This is a genomic window from Ochrobactrum sp. A-1 (assembly GCF_022488005.1).
GTDB lineage: Bacteria > Pseudomonadota > Alphaproteobacteria > Rhizobiales > Rhizobiaceae > Brucella.
Genome location: NZ_JAKVQC010000004.1, coordinates 1,408,052 through 1,424,048, shown reverse-complemented (window position 1 = coordinate 1,424,048; position 15,997 = coordinate 1,408,052). Strand labels below are relative to the sequence as shown.

Here is a 15,997-nt window from a genome sequence, read left to right as displayed (position 1 = left end):
AAAGAGGTTAGCGTACCGATCTGCTTCAATCAGATCGAATAGCGCTCTGATTGCCTGGTTGTGGGGACGATCGGCAAGACGAACTGTCGGAGAGGGAAAAACGGACGGCGAATAGCCGTCCGTTTTTATTTTACAAAGCCTTCACGCGGCCACGGCTGACCATTATGTGTGAACAGGAAACCGCATATCGAGTGGAGTAAAGAACATGGGGCAATTGCAGGCCATTATCGTTCCCGTCACGCCTTTTCAGCAGAATTGCACCATTCTGTTTGATAGCGAGAGCAAGAAGGGAGTCGTGATCGATCCGGGCGGCGATCTTGATCGCATCCGGGAGGCAATTGAATCTCAAGGGATCGATGTCGAGGCCATCTGGATCACGCATGGCCATATCGATCATGCCGCGGCTGCGCTTGATCTCAAGGAAGCCCTGAACGTGGACATTATCGGCCCGCACAAGGACGATAAATTCCTGCTCGATAATCTGGAAACGACCGGCCTGAAATATGGCATCACTGAAGGCGTGCGCAATGTCACGCCGGATCGCTGGCTCGATGAGGGCGACAAGGTTTCCGTCGCCGGTCACGAGTTCGATGTCTTCCATACGCCGGGCCATGCACCGGGACATGTCGTTTTCTTCAGCCCGGAGGCCCGGTTTGCCATTGTTGGTGACGTGCTTTTCAATGGCTCGGTCGGGCGTACGGATCTGCCTGGCGGTGATCACGCGGCGCTGATTCGCTCCATCAAGGAAAAGCTGCTGCCACTCGGCGACGATATCGGCTTCATTTGCGGGCACGGTCCCGGCAGCCGGTTCGGCGATGAGCGGCGTTCCAATCCGTTTTTGAACGACATCGGATATGCATAAATAAAAAAGCCGCCTTTAAAGGCGGCTTTTCCTATTAAATTCCGGCTTTAGTTGGCGGAGCAGAAGTGATCGCGTCCGTCGTAACCGCGATAGGTGCCGGTATTCGGATTGAACGAGCGATAGCGATCGGAGCAATACTGATACCAGCCGCGGCTCCATGGCTCATAACTTGAGCGATAATAGGTTACCTGGCGAGCCGGTGCTGCCGGGTAATAGGCCGGAGGCGGGGGAGGCGGCGCGTAGACCGGGGCAGGCTGCACATAGGTCGGCTGCGGCTGGCTCAGTGCGCTGCCGATGAGGGCGCCTGCGGCCAGGCCGATCACGCCTGCGGCGACGGCGTCGCCATTGCCGCGATGCCGGTCACGGTAGTAAGGACGATCCCAACCGCCACGATCCCAACCATGACGACCCCAGGAATCTGCCGATGCTGTTGCAAGCGGTGCGGCAACTGCCGCGAGGGATGCCGCTGCCAGGATGGCTGTTTTCGCAAATCGGTTCATTGTTCGCTCCTTCAGAAGCTCGACTGTAATTTCTCCGATACGCTCGCCGAACAGGCACGCACGTATCGTTTATGAATAACTGATTAACTCTTTCGACATGAATGGAGGCTGAACAATGGTGAAGGGCGATGAAAAGCTGTTCGTTTCCGGTCAATTACATGCAGCATCTGTAATATTTCGCGCCCGGATGATGATCCGTTCAGGGTTGCCTACAGGCAATAAAAAACCCCGGCGAAAGCCGGGGCAAATGGTAGGTTCTTTTATGAACAATCAGCCGGTAACGGTGATGTTCACGGCCTTGGGGCCCTTGCCGCGACGATCCGGTTCCGTCTCGTAGGAAACCTTCTGATTGTCTGCGAGGCCAGTGAGGCCAGAAGCCTGTACAGCAGAGATATGTACGAAGATGTCAGCGCCACCGTCGTCCGGCTTGATAAAACCGAAGCCTTTTTCGGTATTGAAGAATTTGACCTGTCCGGTCTGTGCCATGGGATCCGTTCCTTTTCCTTGGCGCCACCGCTCTTGTGGAGACAGTGGTATTACAAATTCTGCCAAGCGCACCACACACCCGGCAGAGGGTTATGCAGGCAGTTCTCGACATTGGGAAGGAACCGATCATTGCCGAAGGGGAGCCTTCGACCCGGAACTTATAGCGGCCCCGGCACGCCGTTCTTCAGTCTTCCATTTGTTCGCTAAGTGCCCGAACAGGTGGAGACTGATCTATGAAGCGGTATTTGGCAAGCAAATTCTTTGGGGAGCATATGATTGGTTATCTTTGAACCGGTATCGTCATAATTTTTTACGATTGTTTCAAGAAAATCCACTGCTCATTTCCAAAACAGAACAGGCTATCCCTAATATATCAAGAATATAACGGGATATGTCTTTGCCATCTCATCGATTGCGCGAAACTATGCATGCGCCACCGGCAGCGCGAAGCTTTGCGCAAATGCTATCGGCTTCCCCACGGCTGTCAGCGCCTATGCGTACTGCATATATACCGCGGCGTCCCATCGGGGTCCGTATCCGACTGATGACGGGATCATGGCCCGCCAGCACGCTGCTAAATTGCTTGCGCAGGCGCGCCCATTGATTGACGGCTGCGCTGCGGCGGAAATTACCGGCGACCTGAATGCCCCACGGCTTGGGCTTCACGCGCGACATCGGAATCGTGGCACTGCGAATGATCGGCAGGCGCTTGCAGGCCTCATGGAATGCGAGCTTCGGGTCGAGCGGACGGTTCACGATCTCCTTGCCTGCCGCGAAGTCGTCGGCGGGCGCGCCGGTTATATCCAGCACGTAGTTTTCAGTTTCGAGCGGCAGAAAACCGCCGGACCGCATCCAGCTTGAAACGCGCCCGGCACCTGCATTATAGGCGGCGGCTGCAAGGCCCCAATTGCCGAAGGCACCTTTCAGGTCGCGCAGGAAACTCGCGGATGCGGGGATGGCCTGCTCAATGTCGAAGGGATCGGCAAGGCCGCGCTCCTTCGCTGTATAAGGCATGAATTGCGCAATGCCCTCGGCGCCGACAGGACTGACTGCGTTATGGTCGAAACGGCTTTCCTTCCAGATCAGCCGGGCGAAGAAATCACGCGGAATGCCATGGGCGTCGGCATTGGATCCGATGAGCTGGCAGATGCGACCGACGGTCGGTGTCTTCTTCTCTGGTGGCAGGGGCGGCGCATAGACCGGTGGATTCGGTTCGCTCGCTGCGTAGGGTGAAGCGACGCCGAAAGGCAGGCTGAATAGCTGCGAAGCCAGGATAATCGCTATGCTGTGCCGGTACCGATTCATGCCGCCTGTTCCGCCCCTCAACTTCGGCCAAGGTAACCTATATGGGCGGGTTGTCGATATGGTCCGCAAGGTTTTGCACTTTTGTAAAAAGACTTGCCCTTATCGCAGGTTGCGCCATCTTAACCTTCGGGACAAAGGGAGAGGAAAATGCAATTTCATCAATTGAGACAATTGGCTGCGCTTACGGGCGCTCTGCTTCTCGCCGGTTGCGTGGCTGAAGGCGGCGGAATGGATCATCGTCCACCGATGCGTCCCGGACCATCGCAGCCGCAAATCTGCCCGATGAATTATGCGCCCGTCTGCGCCACGCGCGGCTCTTCGCGCAAAACCTTTGGCAATTCATGTCAGGCAAGAGCGCAGGGCTATCGCATCATTGCAAATGGCCAATGCTCCTCAAGGCCGGGTCCGGGTTGGGGCGGCGCAGGCGGAATGCATCCGCCACATCAGGGTAACAGGCCAGGCAGGCCGGGCATGGGCGCCTGCACGCGGGAATATATGCCTGTTTGCGCAAGACGCGGCAACGAACGGCGCACATTCTCCAACCGTTGCGAAGCCGACCGCGCGGGTTATCGCATCATGAATGGCGGGCAGTGCCGGTAAAAAATATGCTAATGTAAACTTTCATTGGAGGAATAGGTTAGACATCTCGCATGAAGGCGGTCATGTAAACTTGCAAAAGGCGAGATGTCGCAGAAATATTTGCAGCTGATTTTTCAAAGTACATGGTGAATTGTACTTTCAAATGTAGCTGTGATTCTTTGGGGGGGCAAAGTGGGAGCAAAGTCAATAAAGCATGCTGATAGTGTGCGTAGCGAAAATGATGAGGCTGAGGCGCAGGGCGGTGAAGAGGTGGCACCCGCGGAATTGCGGTTCACCCAAGAATTGGTTTTCGGCATTGTTGCCCCGATTGGCTCTGGAGCTACGACCGTCGCGAAAATTCTGAAGCAGAAGATCGAAGAGAATTTTGGCTATAAAGCCGATGTTATTAAAATAAGCGAAATTATCAATGAGCGTGCAGAAAGTGTTGGTGAGAGCTTTGTAGCTGCCAAGGCTCTTGATCGTGTTGAGCGCCTTCAAAGTATGGGAAATAAACTTCGCGAAAAGCATTCTAATGACGTTTTAGCTATTCTCAGTATTGACAAAATTAATCGATCTCGCACGAATTCTGAAAATGGCGAAGACCGGCGCTTTTGTACGATTATAGATTCACTAAAGAATCCGGAAGAGGTAGCTATTCTCAGGAAGGTATACGGTGATTTATTTTGGCTCGTCGGGGTCTTTTCTCCAGAGCAAAAAAGGATAGCACGGTTAGAGAAACAAATATCGAGCTCCGCTTATTTAGCTAAAATTAAAGATGCTGACTATGATGAAGGTTCCAATTCAGGTCAATCTGTTCGAAAGACGATGAATTATGCGGATGTTTTCTTTCGGAATGACGACGATAATTTGGATCGAATTGAAGGGTCTGCTGATCGCTTTTTGAACTTGGTGTTTGGTATCGGGGTGCAAACTCCAACCCGCGAAGAATATGCTATGCAGGCTGCTTCTGGAGTTTCCTTAAACTCGGCTTGCCTCTCAAGGCAAGTGGGTGCGGTTATTGTTTCAGAAGCAGGAGAAATCATTGGCCAGGGAGCTAATGATGTGCCCAAGTTTGGTGGCGGAGCCTATAGAGTTGACGATGGAAGCGGCGATCATCGCTGCCACAAATGGCAAGCATGCCAGTGCTGGAACGATCATTATAAAGAGAAATTGTTCGATCAAATAGAAACGAAGCTTGCCCCTGATGGGAATAGCCGAATTAAGGACGATTTAAAGAGGACTGACGTTAAGAACCTGATTGAATTTTCCAGAGCGGTTCATGCTGAGATGGAGGCAATCATTTCTGTAGCAAGGCAAGGAAAAGGCGGCATCATTGGTTCCAAGCTTTTTACTACAACCTTTCCTTGTCATAGTTGCGCTCGTCATATTGTCGCTTCCGGGATACAGTCTGTAGTCTATATAGAGCCCTATCCTAAAAGCTTGGCTCTTACCTTGCATTCTGACTCTATCACCACTAACCCGCAAGAAAGCGGAAAGGTTTCGTTCCTACAGTATGAGGGAATTTCACCGTCAAGTTTCTCGCGGGTTTACGGATCGAAGCTTGAACGTAAAGAATCAGGTAGGATGAAGAAGAATGCTCCTAAAGAGGCACGTCCTTTAGCGTCACCGCCTTTGGATTCGCTGGTATCACGTGAACAGCTTGTTCTGCTGTCGGTCTTAGAGAAGGAGGGAATGTAGTGGCTCGAAACGAAAGGCAGATGAATTTTTTGCTGCCCATAGGAGGGGCTGCACATTCGGCTAATTCACCGAAGCAGCCTAATCAAAATTCAAAAATGAATGATGAAGCAGCACAAAAGCGGTATGAGCAGATTAAAAAATCTCTACAAAATAAGGGTTTGTTGAAATCCCAGTGAGAGATTGCAACAAACCCTTCGGACATTGAACTTTAACGCCCCGGACGGCCCGTCTTGCCGGGGCGGCGCTTCTTGCGCGCCGTTTCGGCAGGGTCTTCGTAAGACCCGATACCTGCGCGCTCACGGCGGATTGCGGCATCGTTTCCACCGCTTGGCACTTCGGTCCGCTTGACCGTCATCTCGTCCAGCGTGTTCTTGCGGAACAGCGGTTTCGCCATGTCGGTGCCCGGTCCCATATCGTCGAGCGACGGCTTCTGGAACAGAGACGGCTTGCCAGCCGGACGTGTCGTGTCGGCACCCATTTCATCCAGCTTCGGCTTGCGGAAACGCGAATTGCCGGTGGGCTTGCCCTTGTTGCGGCCTGCACCCGCATCGCCCGCTTCGAATTCGCGTGCCAGCGGATCGTCGGCAATAGCCAGCTCCGTCTCGCGCAACCGCTTGATCTCGTCGCGCAGGCGCGCGGCCTTTTCGAAGTCGAGATCGGCAGCGGCGTCGCGCATCTGCTTTTCCAGATGCTCCAGATGGGCGGCAAGATTGTTGCCCATCATCGCGCCTTCTTCCGCAAAGCCTGAAATATCCGCGCGGACATGATCGCGCTCGTAGACCGAGCCGAGAATATCCGAGATATTCTTCTTCACCGAAGCAGGCGTGATGCCGTGCTCTTCATTATAGGCAACCTGTTTCTCACGGCGGCGGCTGGTTTCGTCCATCGCGCGCTGCATCGAGCCGGTAATATTGTCGGCGTAGAGAATGACCTTGCCGTCGACGTTACGCGCTGCACGGCCAATCGTCTGGACCAGTGACGTTTCCGAACGCAGGAAGCCTTCCTTGTCGGCATCCAGAATGGCGACGAAGCCGCATTCCGGAATGTCGAGACCTTCACGCAGGAGGTTGATGCCTACCAGCACGTCGAAGGCGCCAAGCCGCAGATCGCGAATGATCTCGATACGCTCCAGCGTGTCGATGTCGGAGTGCATGTAGCGAACGCGCACGCCCTGTTCATGCAGATATTCTGTCAGGTCTTCGGCCATGCGCTTGGTCAGCACCGTGACCAGTGTACGGTAACCCTTCTGTGCCGTTTCGCGAATTTCGCCGAGCACGTCGTCAACCTGCGTCTTGGCAGGGCGAATTTCGACCGGCGGATCGATCAGCCCGGTCGGACGGATGACCTGTTCTGCGAACACGCCGCCAGCTTCCTCCATTTCCCAGCCGCCCGGCGTTGCCGAAACAGCAATGGTCTGCGGACGCATGGCGTCCCATTCCTCGAAACGGAGCGGGCGGTTGTCCATGCAGGATGGCAGGCGGAAACCGTATTCGGCAAGCGTTGCCTTGCGGCGGAAGTCGCCGCGATACATGCCGCCGATCTGCGGAACCGTGACGTGGCTTTCGTCGATGAAGACCAGCGCATTGTCGGGAATATACTCGAACAGCGTCGGCGGCGGCTCGCCGGGGTTGCGGCCGGTCAGATAGCGCGAGTAGTTTTCAATACCCGCGCAGGAACCGGTTGCTTCCAGCATTTCCAGATCGAAGGTCGTGCGCTGGTCGAGGCGCTGCGCTTCCAGAAGGCGACCGGCATTGTTCAGTTCGACAAGACGATGCTTCAGCTCTTCCTTGATCGACTTGATCGCCTGATTGAGGGTTGGGCGCGGCGTCACATAGTGTGAGTTTGCGTAGATCTTCACCGATTTCAGATCGCCGGTCTTCTGGCCAGTCAGCGGATCGAATTCGGTTATGGTCTCGATCTCGTCACCGAAAAGCGAAATGCGCCAGGCGCGATCTTCCAAGTGGGCCGGGAACAATTCGATTGTGTCGCCGCGCACGCGGAACGAGCCGCGCACGAAGTTGATGTCCTGACGTTTATATTGCTGGGCCACGAGATCGGCGAGCAGCTGGCGCTGGTCGAGCCGGTCCCCGATCTTCATTTCGAAGGTCATGGCCGTATAGGTTTCCACCGATCCGATACCGTAGATGCACGATACGGAGGCGACGATAATCACATCGTCGCGCTCAAGCAGTGCGCGGGTGGCCGAGTGGCGCATCCGGTCGATCTGTTCGTTGATGGACGATTCCTTCTCGATATAAGTGTCCGAGCGCGGCACATAGGCTTCCGGCTGGTAGTAATCGTAGTAGGAAACGAAATATTCGACGGCATTGTTCGGGAAGAAGCTCTTGAACTCGCCGTAAAGCTGCGCGGCCAGAGTCTTGTTGGGCGCGAGGATCAGGGCTGGGCGTTGGGTCCGCTGGATGACTTGCGCCATGGTGAACGTCTTGCCCGAACCGGTGACGCCGAGCAGGACCTGCGTGCGGTCGTCGTTGTCCAGCCCTTCCAGCAGATCGCGGATAGCTGTCGGCTGATCACCGGACGGCTCGAAACTGGTTTCCATCTCGATGGCGATGCCGCCTTCGGATTTTTCCGGGCGGGCCGGGCGGTGAGGCGTCCAGAGCTCACCATTCTTGAACAGCGGATTGCCGGAGGCAATCAGGTCCGACAGGGCCTGAACCGTTGCCGTTGCGCCGGACGGGTTTAGTCCGGCTGCGTCTTCCAGGCTGATATCGAGACCGGCAACGGGATTCAGGCCAGCCGCCGCACGTTCCTTGGCGGAAGCAGCGCCACCCATGGACGTGCCGCGCCCGCTACGCGACGCTTCCTTGCTGCGCTCGGGAATCTTCTTGGGTTGTTTTGGGCTTTTCGCGCGGGGCTTCGCAGCCTCGTCGCCGATCTCCTTCGCCCAATTAGCAATGGGGCCGGCGATGGAACCGGATAGGGGCGCGCCGGAAAATTCGGCCTGTGGAGCTTCACCGAAGCCGCCAGCCTTGTCGTGCGAATCCTGGGAGTGTTTGTCTTTTGAGGAAGCCATGACCCTATATTGTTACCGCATGTCTTAAGCGGAAAACCGGTTTCCACTTTTCTGCGACATGCTTCCAATATGGAATTTCAGCGTCCAAATGAAAAGAGCGCGAAGGCGAAATCCTCCGTAGCCTTTTCCTATCCGGCGATGCTCCTGACAGAAGGCTGTCAGGAGGCGCGGTTTTTCCGGAGTGCTTTACAGTCTGCCGCCGGGACGCATGCGGGGACCCGGACCAAAGCCGGGGCCAAAACCGGGATGATAACCGGGATGGTCACGCCAGCCTGGACGGTCCGTCCAATGTGGGCGTGGCGGACCCCAGTTCGACTGGCAATTGCGTCCGATGCAGCCATTATAGACATTGCCGCCGCCATTCCAGCCGCGATAAGGGCCAGGACCCCAGCCGGGTCCCCAATAAGGGCCGCTATTGGCGGACAGGGCCGAACCAATGGCTATGCCCGCGATGAGCGGTATCCCGACGGCTGCGGCGGTCGATCCGAAATTATTGTTCGTCGTATAACCGCCATTGCCGGTCTGAATGGCGATGTAGCTCGATGCGGCCCAGCCGGTCATGCCACCATAAGTCACCTGACACCAGCCATAGCCGCTGGTGCAGCCGGCAACCGTAATGCCGACGCCATTCGGGATTGACCCGATGGTTCCATACTGTGTGCCGGGGCCGACGCGCAGATTAATTGTCGATGTTACGATTGCCGATGATGCATAAGCATTTGTTGAAATAAGAAGCGCTAATGTAACTATGGAAGATTTTACCGATAGTTTCATATATCATTCCTCTAATATACTTCTGTTGGTTACTTGTAGCATGGGGATTATTATTTACGTGCATCACGATTCTTCGATTTCAATTCATGATTAATGAATATCGACATCCTGAAATCGGGCTGCATTCTAACGGTTTAAGCGCTTTGCGCGGTACTTTTCTTCGCGCCGGGCTTGTCTCATATTAGAGGCCGACTCTCTCAAGCACTTAAGGACTGACATTGATGAGTACTGACAATGAGCCGAATGGCACGCTGACCATCCGCGTTTCCGCCATGCCCAAGGACGCCAATTCAGCCTATGATATTTTCGGCGGCTGGGTGATGGCGCAGATGGATATGGCTGCTGGCATCCGTTCCGCCGAGCGCGCCAAGGGGCGTACGGTGACAGCGGCGGTACGTGAAATGTCATTCGCCCGGCCAGTAAAGATCGGTGACACGCTCTGCGTATACACGGAAATAACGCGGGTAGGCCGCACTTCCATCACATTGCGGGTCGAGGCGTGGGCGAAGCGCTATCTCAGCGATAAACGCGACCTTGTTACGCATGCCGAATTCATCATGGTTTCCCTGGATGCGGACGGCAAGCCGACACCGGTACCGCAGGAAGAATAAAGCAACGTCAAGCCCGGTATTGCGCCGGGCTTATTTGCAGGCGCGATAGCCGCTGCGGCGCTGCATCAGGTCGAAATGGAAGTGATCGGCATGTTCCGGGTTATAGCCGGGACCGAGAACCGTCGAGAAATAGCCGCACGCATCGGAGCGAACGCTGTTGAGCAGGCCCTTTTCGCGGAAGGCGAAGAAGCCCGGTTTGCGCACCATGATGTTCTTGCCATTGTTCAGCACGATCTTGGTGACATCGATGGCGTTGCCGCGTGAATGTTCCGACATTTTCGCGCCGCGACGGTTGTTCATGGTGCGGCAGGAATAGCCCCCGGCATTATAGATCGTGCTTACGCCGGACAGATAGCGCATCCGGGAGGCGGGTTGCAGGTCGCCCTTGATCCAGCGCGCAAAGGCTTCGGTCACCTGACAGTTCAGCGTCGCCGCCGGTTTGAAGGCGATGGAACCGCTGTTGAAACCCGATACTTCAATCGGGTTTTCGATATGGCAGGAACTGCTGCGATAGATTGTCGGCTTTTCCTTGAAGACGACGCCGAGCCGTTTCAGGCGCGTGCGGCAGGCCGCTTCCGCATTGGACATCGTGTAGATGTTTTCAGCGGCTGTCACTGGATTTTGAATGGGGGCCGTAAAACCATAGTCGCCGGAATATTGCGGCTGGCTCTGCTGTTGGGATCGCGCGACGTGATTTTCTTCCTCTTCGGCAAGCCCGACGACGCGCTCTTCCTGCGGCGCTTGCATGAAAGGTGGTTCTACGGCAGGTGCCTCCACGACTGGGGCATTAACGGGGGCAGCACTTGCGACAGGCGCGTCGGGAACCATCATATCGGAGTTGCCGACACTGGCCTGCGGGCGCGGGGCGCTCTCGCCCGAACAACCGGCGATGATGGCCAACAGGGCGATGGATAAAGACGGGGCCAGACCCCGCAACCGGGTGCGCTGGCGGCTGACTGGAGCGGTGGCGGACAACGCAGAACTCATGTCCATACCTTTTCTTCAGGAGACCAGACCGATGGCGTTTCCCGAATATTAGCCCGCAAGCGTAAAGGAAGAGTCAGCGTCCGCGTTAAGGGCTGTGGCGTAAACGGGGCAGGGCAGGGTGCAGGATTGGCAAAATCCTGCCTTTGTTCTATCACCGTGCTGCGGTTTCGGGCCACGCCGCAGACAACATCCTCCCGGTCCCTGAAGTCACTTCCATGTCAGCACTGATTTCGCCAAGCGTTTTGCCGATCCTGCTTCTCATCGGCTCGAACATCTTCATGACATTCGCCTGGTACGGGCACCTGAAATTCACCAATACACCACTCGTTACCGTCATTTTCATCAGCTGGGGTATCGCGCTGATCGAATATTGCCTCGCGGTTCCGGCCAATCGCATCGGGCACGAGGTCTATTCGGCGGCACAGCTCAAGACCATTCAGGAGGTCATCACGCTGGTGATCTTCAGCCTGTTCTCGGTGTTCTACCTCAAGGAAGCCTTTACATGGCACCATCTGCTGGGCTTTGCGTTCATAGCGGGTGGGGCGGCTCTCATTTTCAAGGGGTGATTGGGTCATTCGGCAGGGACAAGATCAGACTTGCGTTTCCAGAACATGGGGATGAGTTCGACCGCCATCATGGCGGCGAAGATCAGTCCGCAGCCGATGAAGCCGATGAAGGTCACCCGTTCGCCAAGGAAGAGCGCGCCGAACAGTGCCGCGAAAAGCGCTTCCGATGCCAGGAAGATCGCGGCCTGTGCCGAGGTGGTATAGCGCTGCCCGATAGCCTGCAAGGTGAAGGCGACGCCGGACGAGAAGACGCCGGTGAACAGGATTTCCTTCCAGGTGAGCGTAATGGCAGTCCAGTTGAAGTCTTCGACCATAGATGCGATGACAAGCCCGACAACGGCGCTGGTCGCAAACTGGATGCAGCTTAGCGTTATCGGTCGCCCTGCGCGGTTTGCCCTGCTGATCAAGACCACCTGCAAGGCCCAGAAAATTGCACCGCAAATGACCAGCCAATCCCCTTGCTTGAGCGCGGTCAGCGCGCCTCCTGAAAGCAGAAATATGCCAGCAAGACATGCCGCCGCACTTGGCCATACGACCGGATGCGGCCATGTGCGAAACAGAATGACGCCGAGCACGGGCACCATCACGACATAAAGCCCGGTCAGAAAGCCGGCATTGGTGACGGATGTGGTGATAAGCCCGATCTGCTGGAGGACAAGCCCGGTGAACAGGCTTAGTCCGATGATGATGAAGAAGATATAGTTCGACCGGCTCAGACGGACCTTCGCCCGACGCCCTTCCGCTACGGCCCATGGCAGGACCGTGAGCGATGCGATTGCCGAGCGGATGCCGATGAACAGAAACGGACCGATACTGGCCATCGCCGTTGATTGGGCGACGAAACCCATGCCCCAGATGACGCCTGCCAGAAGCAGCAGCATGTTGGCTTGTACGCGCGTCATCATTGCCTCGTTTCGAACTTTTCAGCATATGTCACAATAGAAAGAGAAACCGGACGCTTTTCAGCCTTTTCCGGTCGCTATGCTATAGGCAATATTACGGGCAGGCGGCAAGAGAACTTCCGATTCTGCGACATTCATGCATGATCTATTTTAGAGCGATTTCTTACTGACGAGGTGTTTTATGCTTTCTTTGAATCGTCGATCTGTTGCGGTGACAACGATTGCCACGACGATGCTGTTTCTGGCGGGTGGGGAATCGCAGGCTGCCTTCAAGAAGGTTCGCGACACGCTGATTCTGTGCGATTTTGCGCAAAACTGCACCGTGACGCTCTCACCAGTCGCGAGCGAAGGCGCACCGAATTCTGGTATGGGGCTTGGCATCTTTCGCAGTAGCCAGTCCGGTTCGAAGCCGGTGCTCAGGCTTTCCTATGTCGATCCATCACAGAAAACTGGCAGGCTGGAGATTGCCATCGACGGTCAAACCCTGCTCGATGTCGATGTCTCGACTTTGAAGGCTGAGGACGATCAGCTCGATTATACGGGCGATCTTGCCAAGACGCTTGATGCGATGAAGAACGGCCAGAAACTGCAACTGAAATTTGCCGGAAAGACCTCGACCTATTCGCTTTCGGGCCTCGTCGGCGGGCTGATTTATGTGGACGAACAGCAATCGCGCGACGGAACTATCGAGGCGTTGCAGGTCAAGGGCAGCAAGCCGGCACCGGTTCCGCCGCAGCTCAAGCTGATTGAAACGGTCGAAGAGATACCGGCAGAAATCCGCAAGGATTTTTCCGACGAAGCGGCGGTTTGCGGCGGAGCCAGTCCCGGCACGTTCCGCAATGCGGGCGGTTTCGAGACGAAGATTGCCGATGGTCTTGATCTAATCGGCCTGCCCTGCGGTTCGCCGGGGGCCTATAATCAGCCTTACTCGTTCTACAGCCGCTATGAAAACAAGATCGTGCCGATCTCCCTGCCAACCATTTCGGACGATGGTCCGACGGTGACCGACACGGCGTGGAACATCGACTGGTCACAGAAAGCCTTGACGCTGACAGCCTTTTTCAAGGGGAGAGGGCTTGGAGATTGCGGCATCTATGATGTCTGGAAAGCAACCGATAGCGGCGAGGGGCGGGTGCGTTTCGTTCTGCTACAGGAGCGGTCGAAAGGTGACTGCGATGGCAACTATGCCGGAGGCCCGGAGAAATGGCCTGCGAGCTGGCCGGTCAACGCGAAATAGGTGCCGCTTTTGGAGAGAGTTGACAGGCCGATATTTTTCCGCGTGAAATGATTGATGGAAATGCTATAGTTCTGTGAACGGCTATTCGAACGGTTCCGAGACGGGTGTTTCGGTGACCGTTTTCTTTTTGTGTGTCGGCGGCTGGTCAGCCGCCGAAAAGCGCCTCGCACTATCCAAGCATTGCGCGAGGTGAGGCGGGCAAATCAAGATGCCGGTGCGTGCAGGCCTCGGGGAGAGGCGAGCACCGGGCGAAGGAAAGGACTGGGTATGGAAAAGTTCCCTATGACCCCTGGCGGTTTCGAAAAGCTCAAGGAAGAGCTGCGTTGGCGTCAGCAATCGGAGCGCCCTCGGATTATTGAGGCAATCGCTGAAGCGCGTGCGCATGGCGATCTGTCGGAAAACGCCGAGTATCACGCTGCGAAAGAAGCCCAAAGCCTGAATGAAGGTCGTATCAACGAACTGGAAGATCTGGTTGCGCGCGCCGAGATTATCGACGTTTCGAAACTGTCAGGCGACCGCATCAAGTTCGGCGCCACTGTCACCATGATAGACGAAGATACGGAAGAAGAGAAAATCTACCAGATTGTCGGCGATCAGGAAGCCGATGTGAAGGAAGGCCGCATCTCCATTTCATCGCCGATTGCACGTGCGCTGATCGGCAAAGGCGAAGGCGACACGATTGAAGTCAACGCTCCGGGCGGTTCGCGTTCCTACGAAATCGTCGGCTTGAAGTTCGTCTGATTTCCGTGTCCGCGCATAAGCCAGATTCCGGACAGGTTCGGGTTCAGGATGTCGAGGTGGTGGCGCCAAATTTCAAGCGCCGCCTCTCCGGTGTCACATCGACAATTGTTCAGTTGATCCCTTTGCAGCGCGCAACGGGGCTGAACATTGCAACGATGGGACCGGGCCTGCCGGACACGCTACCGCATCTGGGATGGAGCGCGCTTTGGTCCTTCTGGTCGAAGCCGAGGACGAAACCGTTCCGCATCTGGCATGCGCGGCGCAATATCGAAATGCTCGCCGGTATTTTCATGCGCGATGTGCTGCGCATGAAACTGAGGCTGGTGTTTACCTCGGCTGCGCAGCGCCACCACAAGCCTTTTACCAAATGGCTCATCCGTCGCATGAATGCGGTGATTGCGACGAGTGGCCGGTCAGGGAGCTTTCTCGAAGTTCCGCATCAGGTCATCATGCATGGCGTGGACCTGCAGCGCTTCCACCCGCCTGTCGGTGACGACGACAATTTTGCGGCATCGGGCCTGCCCGGGAAATATGCCGTGGGTTGTTTCGGCCGCGTGCGTTCTTCCAAGGGGACGGACCTCTTCGTCGATGCGATGATCGCGTTACTGCCGAAATATCCTGAATGGACCGCCATCATCACCGGGCGCACGACTGCTGAGCACCAGTCTTTCGAGGATGCTTTGAAGGCGAAGATCGCCGCTGCCGGTCTGCAGGACCGTATCCTCATTCTGGGGGAAGTGCCGGATATCCGTGTCTGGTATCGTCGCCTGACGCTCTATGTTGCGCCTTCGCGCAATGAAGGTTTCGGGCTGACGCCGCTCGAAGCCATGGCGTCGCGAACGGCAGTCGTTGCCAGCGATGCGGGCGCCTATGCGGAAATGATCGTTGACGGCACCGGGGCATCGGTTGCGGCTGGCGACGGGGAAGCCTTGCGCAAGGCTATCGAGCCATATCTGGCCGATCCGGCTCTGGCCAAGCGTGACGGCGAAAATGCTCTCAGGCATGTTCGCGCCACCTTTCCGCTCGAAAAGGAAGCTGCCGCAATCAGCAGCGTTTACGAGCGCGTATTCGCCGGGAAGTGATAAGTACCCCGGCGCAAAATCTAGAGCGGTTCCAGTTAAAACGGAATCGTTGGACCGCTCTATCTCTTTGTTTATACGCATTATCCTACGCAAAACCGCTTCGCACTTTTGCTGGAAATGCTCTAATATTTAAAGGATCATCAGTGGTTCGTCCTTGACCGGACGAATGGTCAGAGCAGTGCGCACGGAATCCACATTGGGAGCGGCGGTCAGCTCTTCGATCACGAAGGTCTGGAACGTGTTCAGATCGCGCGCGACACAATGGAGGAGGAAATCGGATTCGCCCGAAACCATCCAGGCGCGGCGTACCAGCGGCCATTGTTTGGTTTTCTCGGCAAACGCCTTGAGATCCGCATCGGCCTGACGATGGAGGCCGACTGAACAGAAGGCGACCAGATCCTGCCCGAGTGAATTGCCATTGAGAATGGCGCGATAGCCCCGGATGACGCCGCTTTCTTCCAGCTTGCGCACACGGCGAAGACAGGGCGGAGCTGAAATGCCGACACGTTCCGCCAGCTCGACATTGGTGATGCGCCCGTTGTTCTGGAGCTCCCGAAGGATTTTCCAATCGATTTCATCCAGATCGGCCTTGATCGGCATGCGTAACTCCGCGCGCAAGGAAATTTCATTCCG

General features: G+C 56.0%; 17 protein-coding genes. 9 read left to right on the top strand and 8 right to left on the bottom strand.

Features of this window, described 5'->3' with window-relative positions; translation table 11 throughout:
* The first annotated feature begins 205 nt into the window (after positions 1-205).
* A complete protein-coding gene (locus MKS82_RS16395; RefSeq protein WP_109987215.1) occupies positions 206-862 on the top strand; it encodes an MBL fold metallo-hydrolase in 657 nt (218 codons plus the stop codon).
* A 47-nt stretch (positions 863-909) separates the two neighbouring features.
* On the opposite strand, the gene MKS82_RS16390 is transcribed toward MKS82_RS16395, so the two are convergent.
* From MKS82_RS16390 to MKS82_RS16380, 3 genes are all read right to left on the bottom strand, one after another.
* A complete protein-coding gene (locus MKS82_RS16390; protein WP_109987214.1) occupies positions 910-1,362 on the bottom strand; it encodes a BA14K family protein in 453 nt (150 codons plus the stop codon).
* Positions 1,363-1,632: 270 nt separating this feature from the next.
* Complete coding sequence (locus MKS82_RS16385; protein WP_006471910.1) at positions 1,633-1,848, bottom strand: cold-shock protein; 216 nt, start codon at positions 1,846-1,848, stop codon at positions 1,633-1,635.
* A 405-nt stretch (positions 1,849-2,253) separates the two neighbouring features.
* Complete coding sequence (locus tag MKS82_RS16380) at positions 2,254-3,153, bottom strand: SPOR domain-containing protein (RefSeq protein ID WP_109987213.1); 900 nt, start codon at positions 3,151-3,153, stop codon at positions 2,254-2,256.
* A gap of 147 nt (positions 3,154-3,300) precedes the next feature.
* On the opposite strand from MKS82_RS16380, the gene MKS82_RS16375 reads away from it, so the two are divergent.
* The 3 genes from MKS82_RS16375 to MKS82_RS16365 all read left to right on the top strand — a co-directional run bounded on the left by MKS82_RS16375 (position 3,301) and on the right by MKS82_RS16365 (position 5,606).
* Positions 3,301-3,753, top strand: coding sequence for a Kazal-type serine protease inhibitor domain-containing protein (locus tag MKS82_RS16375; protein ID WP_109987212.1), 453 nt, complete (start codon positions 3,301-3,303; stop codon positions 3,751-3,753).
* Positions 3,754-3,924: 171 nt separating this feature from the next.
* Positions 3,925-5,430: an anti-phage dCTP deaminase gene (locus MKS82_RS16370; RefSeq protein ID WP_146206475.1), complete on the top strand. Its 1,506-nt coding sequence runs from the start codon at positions 3,925-3,927 to the stop codon at positions 5,428-5,430.
* Positions 5,430-5,606: a hypothetical protein gene (locus MKS82_RS16365; RefSeq protein ID WP_181394263.1), complete on the top strand. Its 177-nt coding sequence runs from the start codon at positions 5,430-5,432 to the stop codon at positions 5,604-5,606. The genes MKS82_RS16370 and MKS82_RS16365 overlap by 1 nt, the downstream gene beginning before the upstream one ends.
* A gap of 32 nt (positions 5,607-5,638) precedes the next feature.
* On the opposite strand, the gene uvrB is transcribed toward MKS82_RS16365, so the two are convergent.
* Together uvrB and MKS82_RS16355 are read right to left on the bottom strand one after the other, a co-directional pair.
* Positions 5,639-8,464: an excinuclease ABC subunit UvrB gene (gene uvrB / locus MKS82_RS16360; RefSeq protein WP_109987210.1), complete on the bottom strand. Its 2,826-nt coding sequence runs from the start codon at positions 8,462-8,464 to the stop codon at positions 5,639-5,641.
* 186 nt (positions 8,465-8,650) lie between these two features.
* A complete protein-coding gene (locus MKS82_RS16355) occupies positions 8,651-9,238 on the bottom strand; it encodes an SH3 domain-containing protein (protein WP_109987209.1) in 588 nt (195 codons plus the stop codon).
* A 221-nt stretch (positions 9,239-9,459) separates the two neighbouring features.
* Between MKS82_RS16355 and MKS82_RS16350 the strand changes: the two genes are divergently transcribed.
* Complete coding sequence (locus MKS82_RS16350; protein ID WP_109987208.1) at positions 9,460-9,849, top strand: acyl-CoA thioesterase; 390 nt, start codon at positions 9,460-9,462, stop codon at positions 9,847-9,849.
* A gap of 30 nt (positions 9,850-9,879) precedes the next feature.
* Here MKS82_RS16350 and MKS82_RS16345 read toward each other — a convergent pair whose 3' ends face one another.
* Complete coding sequence (locus MKS82_RS16345) at positions 9,880-10,836, bottom strand: extensin-like domain-containing protein (RefSeq protein ID WP_109987362.1); 957 nt, start codon at positions 10,834-10,836, stop codon at positions 9,880-9,882.
* 215 nt (positions 10,837-11,051) lie between these two features.
* Between MKS82_RS16345 and MKS82_RS16340 the strand changes: the two genes are divergently transcribed.
* Positions 11,052-11,402 carry a DMT family protein gene (locus MKS82_RS16340; RefSeq protein ID WP_109987361.1) on the top strand — a complete coding sequence of 117 codons (351 nt, stop codon included), beginning with the start codon at positions 11,052-11,054 and terminating at the stop codon, positions 11,400-11,402.
* Between the two features lie 5 nt (positions 11,403-11,407).
* Here the strand turns inward: MKS82_RS16340 and MKS82_RS16335 are convergent, their stop codons facing one another.
* Complete coding sequence (locus tag MKS82_RS16335; RefSeq protein ID WP_240579006.1) at positions 11,408-12,304, bottom strand: DMT family transporter; 897 nt, start codon at positions 12,302-12,304, stop codon at positions 11,408-11,410.
* Positions 12,305-12,485: 181 nt separating this feature from the next.
* On the opposite strand from MKS82_RS16335, the gene MKS82_RS16330 reads away from it, so the two are divergent.
* The 3 genes from MKS82_RS16330 (at position 12,486) to MKS82_RS16320 (ending at position 15,364) form a co-directional block, all read left to right on the top strand.
* Entirely contained in the window at positions 12,486-13,541 is a 1,056-nt protein-coding gene (locus MKS82_RS16330) for a DUF1176 domain-containing protein (RefSeq protein WP_109987207.1), read from the top strand.
* 267 nt (positions 13,542-13,808) lie between these two features.
* Positions 13,809-14,282 carry a transcription elongation factor GreA gene (gene greA / locus MKS82_RS16325; protein WP_104756013.1) on the top strand — a complete coding sequence of 158 codons (474 nt, stop codon included), beginning with the start codon at positions 13,809-13,811 and terminating at the stop codon, positions 14,280-14,282.
* A 5-nt stretch (positions 14,283-14,287) separates the two neighbouring features.
* Positions 14,288-15,364, top strand: coding sequence for a glycosyltransferase family 4 protein (locus MKS82_RS16320; protein WP_109987206.1), 1,077 nt, complete (start codon positions 14,288-14,290; stop codon positions 15,362-15,364).
* A 129-nt stretch (positions 15,365-15,493) separates the two neighbouring features.
* Here the strand turns inward: MKS82_RS16320 and MKS82_RS16315 are convergent, their stop codons facing one another.
* Entirely contained in the window at positions 15,494-15,964 is a 471-nt protein-coding gene (locus MKS82_RS16315) for an Lrp/AsnC family transcriptional regulator (RefSeq protein WP_006471903.1), read from the bottom strand.
* Positions 15,965-15,997: the final 33 nt, after the last annotated feature.